Here is an 18,118-nt window from a genome sequence, read left to right as displayed (position 1 = left end):
CTTGGGCTTCCCGATTCCCTGTCTTCCTTGCCGACAGTACGACGCGACGCGATCGGCGTGAGCCCGCTGTTGAATCTCGCGCCAACCTTGCTGACCTCTCGCCACAAGGAGAAGCGAATGTCGGGAACGAAAGTCCTTTGGGGACAGATTGTCGTGGTCATCTTGATCGTGCTCTTCACGATCTGGGCCTCGACGCAATGGTCCGCCTGGCAGCTGGGCTATCAGGAACGGCTGGGAGCGCCTTGGTTCGTCATTGGCGGCATGCCAGTCTATTATCCGCCCGCCATCTTCTGGTGGTGGTATTTCTACGACGCCTACGCACCAGCCATCTTCGCGCGCGGCGGTCTGATTGCCGCCTCGGGCGGCTTCATCGCGATCGCCGTAGCGATCGGCATGTCGCTATGGCGTGCCCGCGAGGCGAGGGAGGTCGCGACCTATGGCTCCGCGCGCTGGGCCGAAAGAAGCGAGGTGCAGGCGGCAGGCCTGCTTGCCCCCGACGGCGTGGTGCTGGGGCGCTATGGAACTCATTATCTGCGCCACGACGGGCCCGAGCATGTGCTTTGCTTTGCGCCGACGCGTTCGGGAAAGGGTGTCGGGCTTGTTGTGCCGTCGCTGCTGACCTGGCCTGGCTCGGCAATCGTCCATGACATCAAGGGCGAGAACTGGGGTCTGACCGCCGGCTTCCGCGCCCGCCACGGCCGGGTTCTGCTGTTTGATCCGACCAATGCAAGATCGGATGCATACAACCCTTTGCTCGAGGTTCGCCGCGGTGAATGGGAAGTCCGCGATGTGCAAAACATCGCCGACATCCTGGTCGACCCCGAAGGCTCACTCGAAAGGCGCAATCATTGGGAAAAGACGAGCCACGCGCTGCTGGTCGGCGCGATCCTGCATGTGCTCTATGCCGGACCGGACAAGACGCTTGCCGGCGTCGCGGCATTCCTGTCCGATCCGAAGCGGCCGATCGAATCAACCCTGGCCGCGATGATGACGACTCCGCATCTTGGGGAGGGTGGTCCGCACCCGGTCATCGCCAGCGCAGCCCGTGAGTTGTTGAACAAGTCGGACAATGAACGCTCCGGCGTGCTCTCGACCGCCATGTCCTTCCTTGGGCTCTATCGCGATCCGGTGGTGGCGGAGGTGACGCGCGCATGCGGCTGGCGCATCGCCGACCTGGTCGCCGATCCTCGTCCGGCGACGCTCTATCTCGTCGTTCCACCATCCGACATCAGCCGCACCAAGCCGCTGATCCGTCTCATCCTCAACCAGATCGGCCGCCGTCTGACCGAGGATCTGCAGGCGAGGGCGGATCGGCATCGATTGCTTCTGATGCTGGACGAGTTCCCGGCGCTCGGACGGCTCGACTTCTTCGAATCCGCGCTCGCTTTCATGGCCGGCTATGGGTTGAAAAGCTTCCTGATCGCGCAGTCCCTCAACCAGATCGAGAAGGCCTACGGCCCGAACAACTCTATTCTGGACAACTGTCATGTAAGGGTCAGCTTCGCGACCAATGACGAGCGCACCGCCAAGCGCGTCTCGGACGCCCTTGGTACGGCAACCGAGCTGAAGGCGATGAAGAACTATGCCGGTCACCGGCTCTCGCCATGGCTCGGTCATCTCATGGTCTCGCGCTCGGAGACGGCGCGGCCATTGCTGACACCCGGCGAGATCATGCAACTGCCGGCAGGCGACGAGATCGTCATGCTGGCGGGGACGCCGCCGATCCGGGCGAAGAAGGCGCGCTATTTCGAAGACCCGCGGTTGCGGGAGCGCATCATGCCGCCACCGGCTATCACGGGTCGAGCCGTGGCGGAGCCTGACGATTGGACGACGATTCCGTTGCCGCTTCCGCAACCGGGTGCGGCAGCCGCAACTGCCGTGGCGAAAGTCCATGGCGAATCGACCGAGTCCGAATTGCGACGTCAGCCCGAGCTCGATCCACTTCTGCCGGCTGCGGCGGAGCTGCCGCCCGTCAACGAATTCGAGATCGAAGCGCCTGACGAGGCGGATGATCTCGCCGCGAGCAGCAGCCGCATGGCTCGCCTTGTTCGGGGCGTGGCGCGTCAGATCGCGCTCGATCCGGACGACGGCATGGAGCTGTGAAGGTTGTGACGCCAAGAAAGAAAAAGGTCCAGATTTCCGTCTATCTCGATCCTGCCGTGATGGCCTTGCTGGTCGAGTATGCCGCCCGGCGCGATCGCTCGCAGTCGCTCATTGCTGAGGCGGCGATCGCCTCATTCCTCTCTCCGGATGCCGAAGCGCAACGCGAGGCGGCGATCTCCAAACGTCTCGACCGGATCGATCGCCGGATCGCGCGGTTGGAGCGCGACGTCGGCATCTCAGTTGAAACCCATGCGGTATTCGTCCGCTTCTGGCTTGCCACCACTCCGGCCTTGCCTGAGCCGATGGCCCAGGCAGCGCGCGCCAAGGCAAGCGAGCGCTATGAAGCTTTCCTTTCCGCGCTTGGCAGGCGCCTGGCCAAGGGGCCGAGCTTGCGGCAAGAAATCCCCGAAGACATCGCGCCATCCAGCGATCCTGAGCGATAGTGATGTGGCGGCCTGCGGGCGGAGGCGCCGCCCGAGCTCGCGCGGCGCCACCAGGTCCTGTTGATTGACTAGTTCGAGGAGGGCATCGGCCGGGCTTCCCGTTGCTGACCCGGTCAGTTGGCGGCTCCGCATAATTGCGAGGTCGTCAAGCCTGGCGGCACGTTTTCGGTAGGGCCAAATCCGTACTTCGCCATGATGGTGGCAATCGTGCCGTTCGACATCACCTTGGCCAGCCCTTGGTTGTAAAGGTCGCGCAGGTCACCATCATCCTTCCTGAACGCGATCGCGACGTAGCTGATCGACTTCTCGTCGGTCGTGAATGGGTTGGCGCGCTCCAGATCGGGGCTCTTTTTGCCGGCCAGCAGCCCGATTGCCGTCGGGGAAGAAAATACCGCGGCGTCGATACGGCCGGCGCGCAGTGCCGCGATGTTGGTCTCGACATCGGGAAACTGCAGGATCCGATCCTGAGGGACGCCCTCGGCGATGGCGTTCTGGATGACATTGCTGCCGCGGCCGCCGCCCATGATGGTGTCGGATTTCTTGGCAAGATCCGCATAGCTATGGATCGCCTTGGGGTTGCCGGCGAGTACGATCGCCGCGTCGTCCTGCCTCAGATCGGGAGCGCCGAAGGCGACCTGCTGGCATCGCGGCGGCGTTATCGACAAGCCGGACGCCACGGCATCGAAACGCCCGGCCATCAAGCCAGGGATCAACGCACCGAACTCGGTGACCTCGAAGTCGATCTGCTTGACGCCGAGATCGGCGAACGCTGCTCTGAGCAGGTCCGGATGCCAGCCGAGCAACTCGCCGGTTCCTTCCTTCTTGTAGCCCCATGGCGAACGGTTGTGGATACCGATCACAATCCTGCCCTCTCTCAAGATGCGTTCCTTTGTCGTTTCCGCCGTGGCCGGCAGCACGGATCCAACAATCGCGGCATAGGCGATGCAGGCCAGGCCAATGGCGGCCGATCGGGCTCGAAATTTCATCGTGCAGTCCTCCCATGAGATTGAGTTGCGCGCAGGGGTTCGGCCCCAGCCGTTCAACGCTACGTTGAGGGCAGCCAATGCGTCAATATAGATATACAAAATATGTACAAAATATTGCCGCCTCTCAAACAATGGGAGGCGAGGTGACCGGGCCGAATATTTGGAGTCTTCAATTTGCAGGCCCCAACCCCGCAGACGATGCAGATCAGCAGACTCTCGGTCAGGCGCGCTTTTCACCGTTCGGTCTTCCTACTCGAGCCCTCTTTGGCGGCTCACCGCTGGATTGACCGTTGAGCGAATAAGGCTCAGCGCACGATCATTGCTACAAGGTTTCTAAAAGCTTCAGAGGCAGCAGCCGACCGCGCCGGCGGCCGCGATCATATTCAATTTTGCTAAACTCTTTGGAACCGATTGCTCCGGCCCGGTTTGAATCCCGGTTCAGGAGTTCGAGTGCATGCGTAAATCGACCGGTCACCTCGCCTTCATCGAATTTCAGTCACCGACGCTGGTCGAGAACGCTCCTGCCGACACGGACTGGCTGCACGAAATCAAATACGATGGCTACCGGACCGAGCTTATCGTTGAAGGTGGCGGGGCACGTGCTTTCACGCGTCGCGGCTATGACTGGTCGCATCGGTACAAACGGATCGTCCAGACGGCGGCGAACCTGCCGGTCCGATCCGCGATCATTGACGGAGAAGCTGTGGTTCTCGGCAACACCGGCCTGCCGGACTTTCAAGCGCTCGAGCGGGAACTGGGAAATCCGAACTCGCCGAAACTCATGTTCTTTGCGTTCGATCTTTTGTACCTCAACGGCCGCGACCTTCGACAGCAGCCGCTGATTGAGCGCAAAGCTGCTCTGCACAGGCTCCTGCAGGAAACGGCTCCAACACTGACCTATGTCGAACATCTGGGAATTAGCGGCAAGGACGTGTTCGACCATGCCTGCCGCATGGGCTTGGAGGGGGTGGTCTCAAAGCGGGCTGACTCTCCCTATCGCTCCGGTGCCCAAACGAGCTGGCTCAAGGTGAAGTGCGTCAAGAGCGACACGTTCCCGATTGTCGCTTTCGTTGAAAAGCTCGGCGCGCAACCACGCCGCATTGCTTCCCTGTATATCGGCAGATGGCAGGGCGAGCGGCTGCTCTATGCGGGAAAAGCGCAAAGCGGCTATACGCTGGAGGCAGCCCGGCGAATTCGCGAGCGGCTTGATCCGCTAGTCATCAGCAAATCACCTCTCTCGGACCCCATCACAAAGCCCAAGGCAACGTGGGTCCGGCCGGAGGTGCTGGCGGAGGTGCAATTCAGTGGCGTGACAGACCGAGGCATCTTGCGCGAGGCCGTGTTCAAGGGATTGCGCGAGGATCTCCAGGTGATCCCGGCGAAGCCGCCGTCCCCCTCCAAGCGCAGGTTGGAGGGTCAACATGGCGTTCCTCGCGAGAACATTCTCCAGCTGTTACCCGATGCTGTTGCACCTTCCAAGGAAGAGCTGATGGGCTACTGGCGGCGGGTGGCTGACCGAGCGCTGATCCATCTGGGACGAAGACCACTGAAGCTGGTACGTCATGCGCAGGGGGCCACCTTCTATCACAAGGGACCGCTGCCTCCGATACCAGCGTCGGTGCACCAACTGCGGGTGCAAAAACGCGAAGGCGGCGAAGGTGTCCGGGTTTGGGTGGATGATCTCAACGGCCTGCTCGGCTTGCTCGAAATGGATACCGTCGAGCTTCATCCTTGGAATGCGACCATTGACGATATCGAATATGCCGACAGGCTTGTCCTGGACCTCGATCCCGGCGAGGGCGTCCGATGGGATGCGGTGGTCGAAGCCGCGCTGTCGCTACGGGCGATCTTGGAAGCAACTGGCTTGGAGAGCTGGCCGAAGCTCACCGGCGGCAAAGGCATTCACCTGATGGCACCGCTCGCCGCGAAGACGACCCATGACAGGGCGCGGCAACTGGCCAAATCACTTGCGCAGTGCCTCATCGATGCTAAGCCGGACCGTTACCTCTTGTCAGCCGATCCAGCAGCCCGACGTGGTCGCATTTTCCTCGACTATCTTCGCAACGGGCGCGGCAATACTGCAGTCGGTACGTTCTCGCCACGAGCGCGGCCCGGCTTTCCTATTGCCCATCCTGTCACATGGACGCAGATCGAGCGGGGAATCCGGCCGGACGCCTTCACCATCGACCATCCATTCAGGGCTGCTGTTCGAAAGGCAGCGTAGTGAGAAGCCGCTTAACTTGCGGCGCTCAGTTCATCCTTCTGGAAGCGAAGGCGAGCAACCACGCGGCCCAAATCACTTTAAGACCTCCGCCCACTTCGATGCCGACGTGCGCTTGCGAAAGGCCATCAGAACCGGGGTCCAGCCTTGCACTCAGTAAGCGAGCCTGGGGAGCGCCATCAGGTATGCGTGGCCAAAGCACCAATTTCGTCTAGGCGCAACATCCCAGGATTGCGTGCGTTCTTTAAATTGAAGAGTTGCGGCCGATCTGCCGCATCCTCATGTGCTGACCAGTCGGAGGCCGCCACAATGTCCAAGTTCAAAGAGGCCCTTGAGCGGGGAAAGAAAGCTCACCATCGGCAGGACGAGAGAGCGGATGGGAATACCCCAAAGGTGGACTTTGGCGCCCAAGCCAGAGCTTGGCTAACGGAGGTCGTCGTTGCGTCGTTGGAAGCGGCCAAGGCAGACGTGGCGGGAGAGGTGACCATCGATGTAAACCCCATGCCGCGCCGCGAGGCTAGCGCCATTGCGCCGTCTGTTGAATTCCGAATTTACCGGAACGGAGCAGGCGAGAAAAGCCAGGCAAGGGCGTTCAGGGTCAGCGTTTCGATAAGTGGGGAGGCGTCAGTTTCTGCACCCGGCATGGTGGCGGAAGATATAGGAAGTATCGCGGATAAGTCTGACCAAAGATTCCGCCACTTGCTGGCGAAATTGATCGAGGACGCGGCCAGGGACGGCCGATCTTGAGGCGCATCTGCCCTCGATCAGCGCAAGGGCACGCAGACCGGCTGCCGCCGCGATGGGCGTCCCAGAATACTCGCTCGATCATATGGGCAGGACTTCCGAGCGCTTGACCTGGCCCAGGGCGAAACTGCTTTCGATCGAAGCGATATTGTCCAGCCGCGTCAGCTTGTCCTTGATGAACCGCTCATAGGCCTCGAGGTCGCGCACCACGATGCGCATCAGGTAGTCGCGCTGGCCGGTCATCAGATAACAGTCGACCACCTCTGGCCAGCGAAGCACGGCTTGCGAGAACCGGTCGAGATCGTCCTCGCGTTGCCTTTCAAGCTTGATCGATGCGAAAGCGCTGATCGGCAGGCCGAGCTTCTTCTGGTCGACGACCACGGTGTAGCCCTTGATGACGCCGGCGTTCTCCAGGAGCCTGACGCGCCGCGCGCAAGGGGAGGGCGAAAGTCCGACGGCTTCGGCGAGGTCGTTCGAAGTCGCCTTGGCGTTCTTCTGCAGCGCGGCGATGATCTTCAGGTCGATTGCGTCAAACGCCGGATTTGGCATGTTTCCCTCATCGGTGGGCCGTAATTGGCTGGATCAGCTAATATCATCGATCGCTTTGTAGCAAGAATAGCCACATTCGGAAGATCGACGCAGGTATCGTTTAGGCGCGATTTCACAGGAGCCGACGATGACGATCCTTTCCGAGCTTGAGCGCAAGGTCCTCTGGCTGGCCGTCTGGATGATCCATCACGCCAACCATCTTCGCGAGTCGACGGACGGCCTCAAGGTCGGCGGCCACCAGGCGTCTTCGGCGTCCGCCTCGACCTTGATGACGGCGCTCTACTTCAAGATCCTGAGGCCGCAGGACCGCGTCGCCGTCAAGCCGCATGCCAGCCCGGTTTTCCATGCCATCCAGTATTTGTTCGGCAAGCAGACGCTCGAGCAGCTGCAGAATTTTCGTGGCTATCGCGGCGCGCAGTCCTATCCGTCCCGAACCAAGGATATCGACGATGTCGATTTCTCGACCGGGTCGGTTGGACTGGGAGTCGCGCAGAGCCTGTTCTCCTCCCTGGTCCAAGATTATGTCAGCGCAAAAGGGTGGAAGACCGATCAGCCGGAAGGCCGGATGGTCGCTCTGCTCGGCGACGCCGAAATGGATGAAGGCAATATCTTCGAGGCGCTTCTCGAGGGCTGGAAGCACGGCCTGCGCAACACCTGGTGGATCGTCGACTACAACAGGCAGAGCCTGGACGCGGTGGTGCGCGAAGGCCTGTGGCAGCGTTTCGAAACCATCTTTCGCAACTTCGGCTGGGATGTGGTGATCCTCAAACACGGGACATTGCAACAGGCCGCCTTCGAGGAGGAGGGCGGCGAAAAGCTGCGGGCCTGGATCGACGCATGTCCCAATCAGCTCTATTCCGCGCTGACCTTCCAGGGCGGCGCTGCATGGCGCAGGCGCCTGCTGGACGATCTGGGCGATCAGGGACCGGTCAGCCGCCTGATCGAGAAGCGCAGCGACGATGAGCTTGCCGTATTGATGGCAAACCTCGGCGGCCACGATCTTGAGACCATCATCGATGCCTTCGAAGAAGCGCGCGGGCATGATCGCCCGACCTGCTTCATCGCCTATACGATCAAGGGCTTCGGCCTGCCGCTCGCCGGCCACAAAGACAACCACGCCGGATTGATGACACCGGCGCAAGTCGAAGCCCTGCGCCAAGGTATGGGAGTGGGCGAGGGCCGCGAATGGCACATGTTCGAGGGCCTCGCCTACGACGAGGCTGCGATACGATCCTTCCTCGCGTCGTCGCCTTTCGCGCAGGCAGCCCCGCGTCGTCACAATGCCACAGCTATTCCGGTGCCAGCGCGCATCAGCTTCGGCGCTCAGCCGTCCATGTCGACACAACAAGGTTTCGGGCTTTTGATGCACGAGATCGCAAAGTCGGACAGCGATTTTGCAAGCCGTGTCGTCACGACATCCCCCGACGTCACCGTCTCGACCAATCTCGGCGCCTGGGTAAACAAGCGGGGTCTGTTCGCGCGCGGCGATCAGGCGGACATTTTCCGCGAGGAGCGCATCCCCTCCACCTTCAACTGGACGTTTGCGCCGTCCGGACAGCATATCGAGCTGGGCATCTCCGAGATGAACCTTTTCACGATGCTTTCGGCGCTCGGCCTGTCGCACTCGCTTCACGGCGAGCGACTGCTTCCGGTCGGAACCCTCTATGACCCCTTCATCGAGCGGGGCCTCGATGCGCTCAATTATGCCTGTTACCAGGACGCCCGCTTTATCGTGGCCGCGACGCCCTCCGGCGTGACGCTGGCTCCCGAAGGCGGAGCGCATCAGTCGGTCGCCACGCCGCTGATCGGCATGGCGCAGGACGGTCTCGCGATGTTCGAGCCGGCCTATGTCGATGAACTGGCAATCATCCTGCGTTGGGCATTCGAGTATATGCAGCGTACCGGCGAAGCCGAGCCTGACGACCATACCTGGCTGCGTGATCAAACCGGGGGTTCGGTCTACCTGAGGCTCTCGACTCGCTCGATCGAGCAGCCGACACGCCCGATGGAAAGCAAGCTGGCGCGCGACATCGTCGATGGCGCCTACTGGCTGCGCCCGCCCGGCCCGAACGCCGACCTGGTGATAGCTTACTCCGGGGCAGTCGCGCCGGAAGCGGTACAGGCGCTGGGCTTGATGGCCGGCGATCGGCGCGATGTCGGGCTTCTGGCCGTGACCTCGGCTGATCGGCTGAACGCCGGCTGGTCAGCCGCGGCCCGGGCGCGCCAATACGGCCATCCGCGCGCCTCAAGTCATGTCGAGCGCCTTCTGGCCGGCCTTCCTGCTTCCTGCGCCATCGTTACGGTCTTGGACGGGCACCCCGCGACGCTCGCTTGGCTGGGGTCGGTCCATGGCCACCGTACGCGCGCTTTGGGCGTCGAGCATTTCGGCCAGACCGGCACGATCGCGGATCTCTACCGGCATTACGGGATCGACGCGCAAGGTATTATGGCCGCGGCTCAAGCGGTTTCGGTTGGCCGGCCGCTGAGGCACCTCGGCTCCGCCGCCTGACGATCGATCCCACATCGCCTCCGGCTGGCTCGTTCGACAGGAAGTCGTCAATACCGGAATTCCTTGAGGGCGGGTGTCAGCCGTCGGCGCCATCCTCCTCCGCTGCGAGAGAGCGTGGGGGAGAACTGAAAATGGCTGGCGCCGGCGATTTTATGAGCCGTGAAACGCTGCGGTCTTCGATCGGGACGGGAGCGGCGATAGCGCATCACGGCGAACTCATCCAGGGCGTCTTCAAGGATGATGGCGGGCGCCTTCATCGCGGGCTCGTCACGCTGCCGGTCGCCGGTTTGAGGTCCGAGGCCACCTTTGCCAGAACCGACGGCGATGCGGTCATTGTCCACCCTGATCATAAGGTCAAGGCGTCGTCAGCCGCGCGGCTCACGCTCGATTTCTTGAAGGTAACCGGCGGTGGCGTGCTGACACTTCAAAGCTCGATTCCCGTGGGGCACGGCTACGGCTCATCGACCGCGGACGTCGTCGCTTCCATTCGCGCTGTAGCCGCGGCCCACAAGGTCCAGTTGCGCCCCTCGAGCATCGGGCGTCTCGCCGTTGCCGCCGAGCGCGCCAGCGACGCGATCGCATTCAATGAGCATGCGGTCCTGTTCGCGCAACGCGAGGGCACGGTGATCGAGAATTTCGGCGGCTCGCTGCCGCCGCTGCTACTGGTCGGGTTCAAGGCGAGTGGCGGCGTCCCGGTCGACACATTGCAGCTGCCGCCGGCGCGTTACGACAGCGCCGAAATCCAGGAATTCGGCGTGCTTCGGGCGCTGGTGGCGCGGGCGGTCTACCTTCAGGATCCGAATCTTCTTGGACGTGCCGCCTCGGCCAGCGCCTTGATCAGTCAACGGCACTTGCCGAAAGAGGGTTTCGACGAGATCGCCGAAATCGCCAGGCGGGCTGGAGCGTGCGGGGTGCAAGTCGCCCATAGCGGCTCGTTGTTTGGTCTGATTTTCGATCTTTTCGCATTGAATCTGAAGCGACGGGCAGCTTTGGTCGCGCAACAGATAAGGCGCGCCGGCTTCAAGGAAGTCGAGGTCCATCTGGTCAATGCGGAGGGCTGGACATGGTGACCCTCGCAGTTGACTATTTCAGGGATCTTGAGACCCCACGCCTTGCTCGCCTGGCGCCAAATTTGGTGGCGGCGGCTTTTCCATTGATGAAGCTGATGCCGGCCCGCTACATCCTGGATAGGGCAGCGTCGAATGGCGAACTGAAGGCGGGGTCCCACATTGTCGAGACGACGTCCGGCACCTTCGGCATGGCGGTGGCGCTGCTCGCGGCGGCGCGTGACTATCGCCTTACCCTCGTCACCGCTTCAACGCTTATCGATGCCAAATACAAAGCCCGGCTGGAGCGCATCGGCGCCACGGTCATTGCACTTGACGATCCGCGTGGTGACGGCAATCAGCCTGGCCGGCTTGAGCGCCTGCAGGAAATCCTGGCCAAGGAGCCGGACGGCTTCTGGACCCGCCAATACGACAGTCCGGGAAATTGGCTGGCCTATGCGCGGCTGGCTGAACTGTTCATCCGGGCGGTGGGCAGGGTTGACTGCCTGGTCGGCTGCGTCGGCACTGGCGGTTCGCTATGCGGCACCGCGTCCTTTCTGCGAACGGTCTTTCCCCATCTGACGGTGTTTGCCGTCGACACCCATCGCAGCATTCTGTTCGGGCAGCCCGTCGGCAAACGCATGCTGCGGGGCTTGGGCAACAGCGTTCTGCCGAAAAACGTCAGGCATGAGCTTGTCGACGAGATCCATTGGGTTGGCGCCTATCCGGCGTATCTGAGCGCGCACCGTTTGCTGCGCGAGCACGGTATATTCATGGGGCCGACCAGCGGCGCCGCCGCGTTGGTGGCGCAATGGGTTGCAACGACCCTGCCGGACGCGCAAGTAGCGGTCATCATGCCTGACGAAGGCCATCGCCATGCCGAGACTGTCTACAATGACGACTGGCTTTCGACCCTGCCTGGCTGGCCCTGCAAGGACTTGTCCGAGCCGAGGACGCTGACGACAATCGCACCGGCCGCAGAGGCGCAATGGACGCGCTTTCTTTGGCTGCGCCGTAGTCTCGACGATGTGCTGAAAACGCAGACAGCAAGTGAGGTGCCATCGGCTATTGGTGCGGTGGAGAATCTATGAAACGAGATCCAGCCCGCTTTTGTCGAGCCAGCGCCAGGCGTCTTCCGTCGTCTGGAAGATCTGATCGTGTTCGTTCGATCCAGTGGACCGATCGAGGTCCTTGAGACCGCTGGCGGTCACAACGGCCACGACGCGGTCTGTGGCTGCGATGATACCTTGATTCTTCAACGTCGATATGGCGATCAGCGGCGTGACAGACGCCAGTTCGGCAAAGATCCCTTCGTCCTGCGCAAGACGTTCCTGCATCGCGATCAGGCAGTGATTGTCGACGGGGACGGCGTGTCCGCCGGATTCGCGCAGAGCCTTCAGAGCCTGAAAGGTGCTGCGCGGCGTGCCGATCGATACGGCGAGGCTGTCGAAGAGCATTTTGCGTTCACTCAAGGCATCGGCGCCGCTGGCAAGCGCGTCCGCCAATGACCCGTGCACCTCCGCGGCGACGAGACGGGGCAGCTGCGTGATCGTCCCTTGCGCGTACAACTCGCAAAAGCCCGCCCACACGCCCGACAATGCATCGCCATAGCAGACCGGCAGGACGCACCAGTCTGGCGCCGTGCCATCCGATTGCTCGACGATCTCGTAGGCAATCGTCTTGTAGCCCTCGATGCCGAGTGGATGGCTGCCGACGACCGGACCGTGATAGGGCGAGGCGATGAACCAGTCATAGCGGGCAGCCGCCTGTTCCAGCACGGACCATCGGTCCATTTTGTTGACCAAGGGCAGCACCGTCGCGCCATATTTTCGGATCTGCGCCAGCATCGCGCCGGCCGACCCGGCGAAAGTCGTGACAACGCACTTCAGCCCGGCTCTGGAAGCGTAGGCCGCCAACGAAGCGCCGGCGTTGCCGGAGGAGGCGGTCGCGACGATCTTCGCGCCACGTGCGCGCGCCACGCTGACCGCGACCGTCGAAAAGCGGTCCTTATGCGACCACGTCGGGTTTCGGCCTTCGTCCTTGATTGCGAGGTTGGGCACACCGAGGAACGCGCCGATGCGTGGCGCCGCAAGCAACGGTGTCAAACCCTCGCCAAGGCTCACTGCATCCGCGGCTGTGCAAGGCAGACTATGCGCAAAACGCCATAGCGAGCGCGAGGGGGTGGCGCCGTCCAAGGGATGAGGGGGAGGATCCGCATAAACCGGCCGAAGATTTGCGGGTGCGGTTTCCTGACACCGCGCGCACCCTTTGGAGTCGATGGTGATATCGGCGGGGTAGGAGGCATCGCATCGGATGCAGACGAATTCCAGTACCCGGCTTTCTTCCGTTCTGGGTCGGCTAATCTCGCCTGAGGAATGCACGGATATGTTGTGCGCGAGGTCACGAAACGGCCGGCTCGGCATGGCTATTCCTGTGTCAGGAAACGATGAATTCGCTGGTTGTTTCAAACAGCCAACAGCACCGCTGTGCACTATAGTGTGTCGCACCATAGTGCGCGTCGTAGCATCCGTTGGTTGATGAAACTTCGCGGCGTTTTTGGTCTGAACGTGCAGCGGCTTCGGAGAGAAAGAAAACTCTCTCAGGAGCAGTTGTCTTTCGTTTCGGGCCGCACGCGAGCCTATATCAGCAGCGTGGAGGCCGGTCGGCGCAACGCCACCCTGGATACAGTCGAGATCCTGGCGAAGGCCTTGGATGTCGAGCCGCAAGAGTTGATCGCGGCCGTTCCATCGAATCGGCGAGCTGTGCGTGTGACGAAACAAGGGGCTGCGAAGTCGACAGAATGAAGGCTCACGTGTTCTTCGAGATATTGAGCACAATTCCACGTTTCTCGACTTTAAGCCGTCTAATTGACTCCTGCAGTGTACATTCGCTCTAGGTCCCATTGAAGATCGTGGAGACGCGCATAAGTTGTGCCGCGGCGTGCGGCTTGGCTTTTGTCGAGGTCTGCCAATGGAGAGCGAAGGTGTTGCTGACCTTTACGCAGCAATCTCAAGGATCGACGCTGCGCGGTCGACTGATGCAATCATCCAGGAGTTTCGCTCCGTCATGGGGCGGTATGGATTGCGCAATTTTCTGATCACCGGCCTGCCGGTGCCGCACGACGCGGACTGGCAACGCGAGATCCTGGGCGACGGCTGGCCTCCCGAATGGTATCTTCGATATGTCTCGGAGGATCATTTCTTGCATGATCCTTGCGTTGCGCAGTGCCGGCACTCGCCACAGCCCTTTCTGTGGGGCGACCTTCCAGCCGCAAGACTGTTTAAACGCGCAAGATTGGTGATGGACGAGGCGGCGGAGTTCGGGATGAAACAAGGCATCTGCGTCCCGGTACACGTCCCGCTGTCAGGTCCCGGCGTCGTCACCGCCGCGAGTGACCGGATTGAATTACCGCCGAGCGCCATGCCCTTCATCGAGACGCTGTGCGTACATACGTTCCGAAGCCTTTCAGCGTTAGGAACACCTGGCGGGGGAGATCAGCCCACGCCGTTGACGGCGCGCGAGCGCGAACTTCTGGAGTGGAGCGCACAAGGCAAATCCACGGAAGACATCGCCTGCATCCTCGGCGTCACCCGAAACACGGTCGAGAGCCATCAACGCAACATTCGAGGAAAGCTCGACGCCATCAACGTGTCCCACGCCATCGTCAAGGCTCTGCGACGACAGGAAATCCAGATTTAGCAATACCTGAATACCATTATACGGGCACGAAGCGCGTTTTCCTACGACCTCCACTTTTGGAGGCGACATGGTCGGTATTCATCTGGTCACCTGGGAAAACAGGAAGCAGTATAGAAAAGTGCTGGAGCGCTATTTTCGCATCCGGTACGACATTTACGTCAAGCATAGACGATGGCGCGCCGTCGCCCGCCCCATCAACATCGAGATCGACGCCTTCGACAACGAGCATGCGCTTTATGTTCTGGCGCTCGATACCAACGGCAAGATCGTCGGCGGCTCCCGTCTTGTTCCGACGCTGCAGCCGCATCTGATGAGCGAGGTCTTTCCGGTTCTCGCCGGCGGCACGCCTCCGAGAGCGGCTGAAATTTTCGAATGGACGCGGTTTTTTGTCGTCCCATCGCTTCGCACGCACGGAGCGTCGTCGCCGATCGCCGGCTTTGTTCTGTGCGGTCTTCTTGAGACGGCGCAAAGTCTGGGGATTCGACAGATCAGCGTGGTGTGCGAGACATTCTGGCCGAAACGCCTGCGCGCGCTCGGCTGGTCGCTTTTCGAACTCGGCAACGCTCTCAAGCATCCGGATGGAGACATCATCGCGCTGCTGATCGATGTCACGCCTGAGGCCATTGAGCAGACGCGCCGCGCTTACGGCATCAGCGGCGTCATACTTGCGGATAAAATCTAGGCTGATTGCCACCGGCAGCTGAAGGTTCGCACGCCAGGGCATATTGTCATCCCGCCCATTTGCGCGGTAGTCAGCCCTATGATGCACCGAATTCGGTTGATGGACTCATGACGCCGCTGGTCCTGATCTCTTCGAAGGACCCGGATTTCTTTCTGGTTTTCGGGCACATCCTTTCAGTCGCCGGCTTCGAAACCCGCCTGATCACGGCAGACAAGGAGATTGCGCCTGCCATCGTGGCCGAAACGCCGCTTGCCGTTATCCTGGACTGTCATCCGGGCGACCGCGCAATCGCCAAGCAATGCCTGTCGCTGAAGTCGTCCGAAGCGACAAGAGCAACGCCTCTTGCAGGTCTCGTCGCGCCTCGTTCCGGCAAACTGCACCTGGACCTTATCAAGGCTGGCGTCGACGAGATATTTTCGCGGCCGTTTGCGCCCGAGCAGCTTCTGACCTGGCTGCATGGCAAAGCAGGTGTCGCGAAGCTTTCGCGCGAAACCAAGACAGGCGATCTGGTGCAGGGCGATTTCCGGCTGGAGCGACAGACCCACCGGACATTCTTCAAGCAAAAAGAGATCGTTATGCCGCCGATCGAGTTCAAGCTTTTGCGCAGCCTTCTGGCGCAACCTGGCAAGGTCTTCAGCCGGGAGGAACTGGTCGCGACCGCATGGCCTGAACACGCCGCCGCAACCGATATACGGGGTGTTGACGTTCATATTGCCAGGTTGCGCAAAAGGCTTCGGGCATGCGTGGGAAGCGATGTGATCCGGACCGTCCGCTCGGCCGGCTACGCGTTCGCGCCGGACTGGTAACCTGCTCGGCGATTCCGCACCTGCCGATCGCCCTGTTGGCGTTCGTGCACGTCCATTGCCGGCACGCCGGTGCATACGCAATCTGTTCTCAATGGTTCAGGATAGTATCCAGGAACAGCCGCGTGCGCGGGTGAGCGGCTCTAGAGAAAAAGTCGTTGGAAGAGGCATGCTCGACGATGCTGCCTTCGTCCATGAAAATGATCTCATCGGCGACTTCGCGTGCAAAGCCCATTTCATGCGTCACGCAAACCATGGTCACGCCGGTGTTCGCGAGCGCGATCATGACGTCGAGCACTTCCTTGATCATTTCCGGGTCGAGCGCCGAGGTGGGTTCATCGAACAGCATGATGCGGGGATCGAGGCAGAGCGCGCGCGCGATCGCCGCTCGCTGTTGTTGACCGCCCGACAGCTGGGCCGGATAGGCCCGCGCCTTTTCGGGGATGTGCACGGCCGTCAGATGCCGCATGGCGATCTCTTCGGCCTCGTGCGCCGATTTCAAGAGGACCCGGCGCAGCGCCAGCGTGCAGTTGGCAAGCACGGTGAGGTGAGGGAAGAGGTTGAAGCTTTGGAACACCATGCCGGTTAGCCGGCGCGCCGTCGCGGCATCGCGATCGCTTTTTCCCAGACTTCTCCCTTCAAACTCTATCGTCCCCTTTTGGAAACGCTCAAGACCGTTGATGCAGCGAATCAATGTCGACTTGCCGGACCCGGACGGTCCGCAAACGACGACGCGTGCACCCGGCCGTAAGGTCAGATCTATGTTTTTCAAAACGTGCAGTGCACCGAACCACTTGTTGAGGCCGTCGATCCGCACGAGGGGGAGGGATTCATGCCTCGAGGTCGGAAGCGCGCGCCGGTCGAGCATCAGCGACGCCCGCTCGCAAGCAGGAACTTCTCGATGCGCTTCACTCCATAAGAAACCATCAGCGCCAGGGCGAGAAACAGAACGCCGGCGACGGTCAGCGGCTCAGCGTAGCGATAGGTTTCGGAAGCGATATCGAAGGCGCGCCCGAGCATTTCCGGCACCGCCAGGATCGCAAGATAAGGCGTCGCCTTAAGGATCGAAACAAGGTAGTTGCCCAGGGGCGCGGCGATGTTGCGCAGCATTTGGGGTGCGATGACGAAGATGACCGTGTCGCGGCGCGTGAGCGACAAGGCTCTGGCTGCTTCCTGCTGGCCCCTCGGAATAGCGTCGATGCCCGCCTTGAACACCTCGGCCAGATAACCGCTGTAGTATAGGCTGAGCCCCAATATGCCCACTGTCATGGCGCCAAGCCGGATCCCGTAGAAGGGCATGACGAAATACAGGAAATAGAGCCAGGCCAGAACCGGCGTCGAGCGGATGAAGTCGATCAGGAAGCGCACGGCGAGGCCAGGCGCACCCCCGCCGCGGCGGATCATTTCGAAAGTGAAGCCAAGCGCCGAAGCGCCAAGGCAACTCAAGACCGTGGCGAGCAGGGTGGCCCCGATCGCACCGATAATGGTCGGGATGGTCGAGAGCGCGAAGCCGAAGTTAAATCCCACGAGGCGTTCCTCTTTCGGGACTGACCCGCGCCTCGAGCCAGCGGCCGGCGAGCGCGATCGGATAACAGACGACGAAGAAGGCTAGCAGCAGCGCCGAATAGATCGCGACCGGGTCGTACTCGGTCTGCGCGATTTCCTTGGCGCGGAAGGTCATGTCCGTCAACGTGACCAACGAGACAAGGGAAGTCGCCTTGACGAGCTGAATGAGGTTGTTGACGAATGTGGGGCTCATGGCGACCAACGCCTGGGGCAGCTCGATCAGAAGCAGGATCGCCGGGCGTGAGAGGCCAAGCGCCATGCCAGCCTCGCGTTGGCCGGCAGGAAGAGATTGGAGCCCGGCCCGCACCGCTTGGCTGGCGTAGCCGCCGCTATTGAGGCCGAGCACCAATGCACTGACGGTCATTGCCGATAGAGTGACCCCCATGACCGGCAGAACGTAGTAAAAGACGAAGAGCAGGACGACGACCGCCGAACTGCGCCAGAATTCGATTACTGCCGTGACCAGAAAGCGCGTCAAGCCGGTGGTCAGAAACTGCGCGACCCCGAAAATAAGCGCGAAGGGCACTGCGAAGACCAAGCCATAAGCTGTGACCGCTGCCGTTATGCGCAGCCCTTGCAGGATCCCAAGCCAGATGTCGAGCATGCTCATGAAGCTTCGCCGCCCTTTGCCGTCAAGGGACGCGGCGTTGCGACGGTCGTGGCGCCTCGAGCATATTTGGAAAAGCCTGTTTGGCGCCGCGAAACCGAGCCCTCCAATCCGAACCGCATGACAATCCTCCGCGCCGTGAAAGGAACGATCGCCCGTT

General features: G+C 61.5%; 17 protein-coding genes. 11 read left to right on the top strand and 6 right to left on the bottom strand.

Annotation, left to right across the window (positions count from 1 at the left end; genetic code table 11):
* Positions 1-117 precede the first annotated feature (117 nt).
* Entirely contained in the window at positions 118-2,103 is a 1,986-nt protein-coding gene (locus FJ414_RS17250; protein ID WP_140645572.1) for a conjugal transfer protein TraG, read from the top strand.
* 5 nt (positions 2,104-2,108) lie between these two features.
* Positions 2,109-2,546 (top strand): CopG family transcriptional regulator, encoded by a 438-nt coding sequence (locus FJ414_RS17245; RefSeq protein ID WP_140645571.1) that lies wholly within the window; start codon positions 2,109-2,111, stop codon positions 2,544-2,546.
* A gap of 113 nt (positions 2,547-2,659) precedes the next feature.
* Here the strand turns inward: FJ414_RS17245 and ehuB are convergent, their stop codons facing one another.
* A complete protein-coding gene (gene ehuB / locus FJ414_RS17240) occupies positions 2,660-3,769 on the bottom strand; it encodes an ectoine/hydroxyectoine ABC transporter substrate-binding protein EhuB (RefSeq protein ID WP_246672428.1) in 1,110 nt (369 codons plus the stop codon).
* Positions 3,770-3,986: 217 nt separating this feature from the next.
* Between ehuB and ligD the strand changes: the two genes are divergently transcribed.
* Both ligD and FJ414_RS17230 read left to right on the top strand, forming a co-directional pair.
* Positions 3,987-5,756 carry a DNA ligase D gene (gene ligD / locus FJ414_RS17235; RefSeq protein WP_140645570.1) on the top strand — a complete coding sequence of 590 codons (1,770 nt, stop codon included), beginning with the start codon at positions 3,987-3,989 and terminating at the stop codon, positions 5,754-5,756.
* A 306-nt stretch (positions 5,757-6,062) separates the two neighbouring features.
* Complete coding sequence (locus tag FJ414_RS17230; RefSeq protein ID WP_140645569.1) at positions 6,063-6,500, top strand: hypothetical protein; 438 nt, start codon at positions 6,063-6,065, stop codon at positions 6,498-6,500.
* A gap of 78 nt (positions 6,501-6,578) precedes the next feature.
* Here FJ414_RS17230 and FJ414_RS17225 read toward each other — a convergent pair whose 3' ends face one another.
* Positions 6,579-7,046 (bottom strand): Lrp/AsnC family transcriptional regulator, encoded by a 468-nt coding sequence (locus FJ414_RS17225; RefSeq protein ID WP_140645568.1) that lies wholly within the window; start codon positions 7,044-7,046, stop codon positions 6,579-6,581.
* A 127-nt stretch (positions 7,047-7,173) separates the two neighbouring features.
* Here FJ414_RS17225 and FJ414_RS17220 point away from each other — a divergent pair, with 127 nt between their 5' ends.
* The 3 genes from FJ414_RS17220 (at position 7,174) to FJ414_RS17210 (ending at position 11,692) form a co-directional block, all read left to right on the top strand.
* Positions 7,174-9,555: a transketolase gene (locus tag FJ414_RS17220; protein WP_140645567.1), complete on the top strand. Its 2,382-nt coding sequence runs from the start codon at positions 7,174-7,176 to the stop codon at positions 9,553-9,555.
* Positions 9,556-9,686: 131 nt separating this feature from the next.
* Positions 9,687-10,625 (top strand): kinase, encoded by a 939-nt coding sequence (locus FJ414_RS17215; protein ID WP_140645566.1) that lies wholly within the window; start codon positions 9,687-9,689, stop codon positions 10,623-10,625.
* Positions 10,619-11,692, top strand: coding sequence for a PLP-dependent cysteine synthase family protein (locus tag FJ414_RS17210; protein ID WP_140645565.1), 1,074 nt, complete (start codon positions 10,619-10,621; stop codon positions 11,690-11,692). Before FJ414_RS17215 ends, FJ414_RS17210 begins: the two co-directional genes overlap by 7 nt.
* Here the strand turns inward: FJ414_RS17210 and FJ414_RS17205 are convergent.
* The gene (locus FJ414_RS17205) at positions 11,687-12,724 is read right to left on the bottom strand and encodes a threonine synthase (protein WP_348640005.1); all 1,038 of its coding nucleotides are present in this window, start codon (positions 12,722-12,724) and stop codon (positions 11,687-11,689) included. The two genes, FJ414_RS17210 and FJ414_RS17205, sit on opposite strands and share 6 nt — an antisense overlap.
* 414 nt (positions 12,725-13,138) lie before the next feature.
* Between FJ414_RS17205 and FJ414_RS17200 the strand changes: the two genes are divergently transcribed.
* From FJ414_RS17200 to FJ414_RS17185, 4 genes are all read left to right on the top strand, one after another.
* Entirely contained in the window at positions 13,139-13,405 is a 267-nt protein-coding gene (locus FJ414_RS17200; RefSeq protein WP_140645564.1) for a helix-turn-helix transcriptional regulator, read from the top strand.
* Positions 13,406-13,571: 166 nt separating this feature from the next.
* A complete protein-coding gene (locus FJ414_RS17195) occupies positions 13,572-14,300 on the top strand; it encodes a LuxR family transcriptional regulator (RefSeq protein ID WP_140645563.1) in 729 nt (242 codons plus the stop codon).
* Positions 14,301-14,418: 118 nt separating this feature from the next.
* Complete coding sequence (locus FJ414_RS17190) at positions 14,419-14,982, top strand: acyl-homoserine-lactone synthase (RefSeq protein ID WP_246672426.1); 564 nt, start codon at positions 14,419-14,421, stop codon at positions 14,980-14,982.
* A gap of 107 nt (positions 14,983-15,089) precedes the next feature.
* Positions 15,090-15,788 carry a response regulator transcription factor gene (locus FJ414_RS17185; protein WP_140645561.1) on the top strand — a complete coding sequence of 233 codons (699 nt, stop codon included), beginning with the start codon at positions 15,090-15,092 and terminating at the stop codon, positions 15,786-15,788.
* A gap of 88 nt (positions 15,789-15,876) precedes the next feature.
* Here the strand turns inward: FJ414_RS17185 and FJ414_RS17180 are convergent, their stop codons facing one another.
* Genes FJ414_RS17180 through FJ414_RS17170 form a run of 3 tightly spaced genes read right to left on the bottom strand, consistent with a single transcriptional unit; the run spans position 15,877 to position 17,961 of the window.
* A complete protein-coding gene (locus FJ414_RS17180) occupies positions 15,877-16,653 on the bottom strand; it encodes an amino acid ABC transporter ATP-binding protein (protein WP_140645560.1) in 777 nt (258 codons plus the stop codon).
* Positions 16,653-17,312 carry an ABC transporter permease subunit gene (locus tag FJ414_RS17175; RefSeq protein ID WP_140645559.1) on the bottom strand — a complete coding sequence of 220 codons (660 nt, stop codon included), beginning with the start codon at positions 17,310-17,312 and terminating at the stop codon, positions 16,653-16,655. The genes FJ414_RS17180 and FJ414_RS17175 overlap by 1 nt, the downstream gene beginning before the upstream one ends.
* Complete coding sequence (locus FJ414_RS17170) at positions 17,302-17,961, bottom strand: amino acid ABC transporter permease (protein WP_140645558.1); 660 nt, start codon at positions 17,959-17,961, stop codon at positions 17,302-17,304. Before FJ414_RS17170 ends, FJ414_RS17175 begins: the two co-directional genes overlap by 11 nt.
* Positions 17,962-18,118 lie beyond the last annotated feature (157 nt).

The sequence above is a fragment of the Mesorhizobium sp. B3-1-6 genome (genome assembly GCF_006439555.1).
In the GTDB taxonomy this organism is placed as follows: domain Bacteria; phylum Pseudomonadota; class Alphaproteobacteria; order Rhizobiales; family Rhizobiaceae; genus Mesorhizobium.
Note: the sequence above shows the minus strand (reverse complement) of the source record. Positions and strands in the feature narration are given on the sequence as shown.

Coding starts and splice junctions, on each gene's coding strand:
- FJ414_RS17185 (WP_140645561.1), top strand. CDS start 15,090: ATGACGCCGCTGGTCCTGATCTCTTCGAAGGACCCGGATTTCTTTCTG.
- FJ414_RS17200 (WP_140645564.1), top strand. CDS start 13,139: ATGAAACTTCGCGGCGTTTTTGGTCTGAACGTGCAGCGGCTTCGGAGA.
- FJ414_RS17250 (WP_140645572.1), top strand. CDS start 118: ATGTCGGGAACGAAAGTCCTTTGGGGACAGATTGTCGTGGTCATCTTG.
- FJ414_RS17220 (WP_140645567.1), top strand. CDS start 7,174: ATGACGATCCTTTCCGAGCTTGAGCGCAAGGTCCTCTGGCTGGCCGTC.
- FJ414_RS17210 (WP_140645565.1), top strand. CDS start 10,619: ATGGTGACCCTCGCAGTTGACTATTTCAGGGATCTTGAGACCCCACGC.
- FJ414_RS17170 (WP_140645558.1), bottom strand. CDS start 17,961: ATGAGCATGCTCGACATCTGGCTTGGGATCCTGCAAGGGCTGCGCATA.
- FJ414_RS17225 (WP_140645568.1), bottom strand. CDS start 7,046: ATGCCAAATCCGGCGTTTGACGCAATCGACCTGAAGATCATCGCCGCG.
- ligD (WP_140645570.1), top strand. CDS start 3,987: ATGCGTAAATCGACCGGTCACCTCGCCTTCATCGAATTTCAGTCACCG.
- FJ414_RS17215 (WP_140645566.1), top strand. CDS start 9,687: ATGGCTGGCGCCGGCGATTTTATGAGCCGTGAAACGCTGCGGTCTTCG.
- FJ414_RS17180 (WP_140645560.1), bottom strand. CDS start 16,653: ATGCTCGACCGGCGCGCGCTTCCGACCTCGAGGCATGAATCCCTCCCC.
- FJ414_RS17230 (WP_140645569.1), top strand. CDS start 6,063: ATGTCCAAGTTCAAAGAGGCCCTTGAGCGGGGAAAGAAAGCTCACCAT.
- FJ414_RS17195 (WP_140645563.1), top strand. CDS start 13,572: ATGGAGAGCGAAGGTGTTGCTGACCTTTACGCAGCAATCTCAAGGATC.